This window comes from Halochromatium sp., assembly GCF_054919635.1.
Window position 1 is genome coordinate 1 of the sequence record NZ_JBUDPI010000360.1, and the last position, 3,724, is coordinate 3,724.

4 protein-coding genes are annotated in these 3,724 nt (G+C 63.3%); 3 read left to right on the forward strand and 1 reads right to left on the reverse strand.

What is annotated here, in order from left to right; all coding sequences use genetic code 11:
- The first annotated feature begins 58 nt into the window (after positions 1 to 58).
- On the forward strand, positions 59 to 571 hold the full coding sequence (locus ACY693_RS16555) for a hypothetical protein (RefSeq protein ID WP_462322913.1): 513 nt from the start codon (positions 59 to 61) through the stop codon (positions 569 to 571).
- Between the two features lie 195 nt (positions 572 to 766).
- On the opposite strand, the gene ACY693_RS16560 is transcribed toward ACY693_RS16555, so the two are convergent.
- Positions 767 to 1,570 carry a DUF2189 domain-containing protein gene (locus tag ACY693_RS16560; protein ID WP_462322914.1) on the reverse strand — a complete coding sequence of 268 codons (804 nt, stop codon included), beginning with the start codon at positions 1,568 to 1,570 and terminating at the stop codon, positions 767 to 769.
- 264 nt (positions 1,571 to 1,834) lie between these two features.
- Here ACY693_RS16560 and ACY693_RS16565 point away from each other — a divergent pair, with 264 nt between their 5' ends.
- Together ACY693_RS16565 and ACY693_RS16570 are read left to right on the forward strand one after the other, a co-directional pair.
- Positions 1,835 to 2,737: a PfkB family carbohydrate kinase gene (locus tag ACY693_RS16565; protein WP_462322915.1), complete on the forward strand. Its 903-nt coding sequence runs from the start codon at positions 1,835 to 1,837 to the stop codon at positions 2,735 to 2,737.
- Between the two features lie 10 nt (positions 2,738 to 2,747).
- Positions 2,748 to 3,724: glycosyltransferase family protein (locus ACY693_RS16570; protein WP_462322916.1), on the forward strand; the 977-nt coding region annotated here is incomplete at its 3' end.

Genomic DNA, 3,724 nt, shown 5'->3' on the forward strand with positions numbered 1-3,724 from the left:
GCCGGGCGCTTCTTGGCAAGCTGCTCAGAGGCCGCCTGCTGCCCATGATCTGCTGCCTATGAAGCGAATTCAGCCATTCGTCGGCTTGACTCTACCGCTGTGCCTATCCTGTCTCCTGGTGCAAGCGGTTGCCGAGGAGCGCCAGCTTGAGGCCTACGAGTGCGAGCAAGATGGCGTGCCGAGCTTTTCGGACTCACCCTGCGGGCCTGACGGGCAGCGCCTCGGGCTCGATTACGAGCAGCCGAGCGCGGCCAGTGTTGACAGCGCGCGGCGTGCGGTCGATGAGACCGAGGCGCAAACGGATCGCTATCTGCGGCAGATCGAGCTTCAGCGCGAGATCGCGCGCAGCGAAGGACGCATCAGTGATCTGCGCAAGGAGCGCGACGCCAAGCTGCGGCAGCTGCGCGCGTCGCTGAACAATGCCGAGGGACGGACAACGCAATCGATCTGGGACACTGGTGTGCGCGAGCAGATGGCTGAGGTCGCTGCGCGTTATGCCAGCGACATCGAGGCCGAGCAGATCAGGCTTGAGAGGCTGCTGCAGCGCGAGGTTGAGCTCGGTCGTCCCTGATCTCCCTGATCACCCAGGGCCTGGCGCTTGCTTGTCGAGCGCTTGTTCGACCGGCTGTTTGATGCTTTTTGAGCGCTTGGTTGAGCGCCGGGTCGAGCAGAGGAACCGAGCAGAGGCCTGAGCGCCATCCGTTGGCGCAAGCGAGCGCTCTCTGAAAGAGGGCTGCTCAGAGTGGCTCGTCGAGCAGCCGCTCGGTCAATTCGCCGCGCCGACGAGGTCGCGGTAGGCGTACCAGCTCGCATAGCCAAGCAGCGGAAAGATCACAACCATTCCGATGAAGGCGGTCAGGGCGCCAACCAGCATCAGGCCAAGGATCAGTCCAGCCCAGCGCAGCATCGGCCTCGGATTCATGGTGACGGCCCGCCAGCTGGCCTGAACGCCAGCGATGGGACCGGCGTCACGATCAACGATCAGGGGGACCGCGATGACGCTCGCCGCAAACACCGCGGCGCCCAGCAAGGCACTGCTCACCAGCGTGAAGAGCATCATCAGCGGGTCCATTCCGCCTCCGAGCAGAGTCACATAGCCGCTGGAGGTTGGCGCCAGGGTCGTTACCTTGATGGCGAAGACCACCACGGACGCCAGAGTCCAGAAGGCGACAACAAACATCAACAGGAGTCCGAACAAGGCGAGGCTCGAACGGCGCTGCCCATAGAGTGCCAGGCTGGCGCGAATCCCGATGCGCTCACCGGCGAGATGCCGACGGGCAGTGACGTAGAGTCCTGCGGCCAGGAACGGCCCGAGCAGCAGCAGGACGATCAGGAACTTCAGCGTCAGGCCCGGCATCGCGCGACTCATGGCCAGAGCGACGAACCCCGCCAGCGCGCAGAGCGAACCGTAGAATAGGCTGACAAAGGGTGCTTTCATCAGCGTGCTCCAGCCTTGTGCGAGCCACCGCAGCGGGGCGTTGAGCTCGACACGCTGAATCGGCAATGAATCAGCTTGGACGGTATCCCGATGCGTATCGGTGGCGGCAAGGGACATTGATTCTGCACTCATAGGGGAAGCTCCGATTGAGATGGTGACCGCTGGGTCTTGCGCTCGATCGCCCTAGGCGATGCGGACGAAGCCAGCCGACTGCTTTTGTGGAATTGTATGGTTTAAGAATATAAGAAATTTCTTATCTTTAAGCAAGGCCCCGATTGACAATTGTCGCTGGCGGCGAAGGTGGTTTTGTGGGCTCGGCGGCTTGCGGCCGTTACCCGGGCGCCCTTAGCATGGTCGATCGATTTAGAATCGCGCCAGACCGCGGAGTCCCGAGCCATGACCTTCGATCATCAACAGCCCCCGCTCGTGTTCGGTGAGGCCCTGTTCGACTGCTTCCCCGATGGCGCCGAAGTGCTGGGTGGTGCGCCCTTTAACGTCGCCTGGCATCTGGCTGCCTTTGGTCTGGAGCCGGTGTTCTTGAGTCGGGTCGGCGAGGATGCCCTGGGCGAGCGCATCGACGCGGCGATGCGCGAGCAGGGCATGACGACCTTGGGGCTGCAGCGTGACCCTGTGCATGCGACCGGTACGGTGCAGGTCTTACTCGCCGGTGGAGAGCCAAGCTATGAGATCCTGCCCGACCGTGCCTATGACCACATCGATGCCGCCGCACTACCGCCCTTGCCAGAACGGGCGCTGCTTTATCATGGGAGTCTGGCGCTGCGGCAATCGGTCTCTGCTGATGCGCTGCGGATGTTGCGGGGTCGGTTGAGTCCAGCGGTGTTCCTGGATGTGAATCTGCGTGATCCCTGGTGGCAAAAAGACACCTTGATCGAGCTGCTGAACGGTGCGACCTGGGTCAAGCTCAATGCCGACGAGCTCGCACTGCTGGCGCCTGAGGCGGAAGATGTCGAGGCGCGAGCGCAGCGCTTGCGCGAGCGCTATGAGCTCGAGACGGTCTTCGCCACCCTCGGTGCCGAGGGCGCCTTTGCAGTTGCGGCCGATGGCGCGGTCAGTCGAGTCGCGCCGGCAGGCGATATACAGATGGTCGACGCCGTCGGTGCAGGCGATGGTTTTGCCTCGGTGCTGATCCTTGGGCTGATCCGCCACTGGCCGCTGCCGCAGACCTTGGAGCGTGCGCAGACATTTGCTTCAGCCATCGTCGGCCTGCGCGGAGCTACGGTACGCGATCCCGGCTTCTATGAACCCTTTCTCAGCGATTGGGGCCTGAGCGGCGCCTAAGGAACACAGCATGCAAGCCGAGGTTCCCAACGCCCGCATTCCTGCGCTCGCTGCCTTTCTCGCCGAGCACCGGAGCAAGGCGCATCGCGTGATGCATCACCTGATTGGGCTTCAGCGCCCGTTCTTGCTACAGAGTGATCTGCAGGATGCGCTCGAGCAGTTGTGCTGCGATGACGATCAGATCGCCGATACCGCGCTAGCGCGGGCGCTGTTGCAGGCGCAGGAGGCGGCGATCAATGCCTCCTGGGTCTATCTGGCGCTGCGCCGACGGGTCGCCAAATGGGACTACCTGCGCATCCATCTCGAGACTATGGACCTGAACGAGGTCACGGTTTCGGAGTTCCTGCGCTTCAAGGAGCACCTGGCCACCGGGGGCCACGATGATCCATTCGGCCTCGAGATCGACCTGCGCCCGTTCTACCGTGAGCAGCAGAAGCTGACCGAAGAGGGCTCGATCGGGCGCGGCGTCGAGTTCCTCAATCGTCGCCTCTCGAGCCGGCTGTTCGATGAGCTGGGCAAGGGCGATCAGCGTCTGCTCGGTTTTCTTCGGATGCACAGCTTCCGCGGCCATCAGCTGATGCTCAACGATGCCATCAGCAGCGTCGCCGAACTGCGCAACGCCTTGCGTCAGGCCATGATCCCGCTACGCCGTCGCGCGAGTCACACCCCGTTTGCCGAGCTCTCGTCAGAGCTGCGGGGATTCGGCTTCGAGGCTGGCTGGGGCAACGACGCTGCCCGCATCCGCGAGACCATGGGGCTGTTGCTCGATATCCTCGAGGCACCCTCGCCGCAGTCGCTCGAGAGCTTCCTGAGCCGGGTACCGATGATCTTCTCGATCGCGATCGTCTCGCCCCATGGCTGGTTCGGTCAGTCGAATGTGCTTGGCCGGCCGGATACGGGCGGTCAGGTGGTCTACATCCTGGATCAGGTGCGCGCGCTCGAGCGCGAGATGCATCAGCGCCTGGCCGAGCAGGGCATCGATATCGA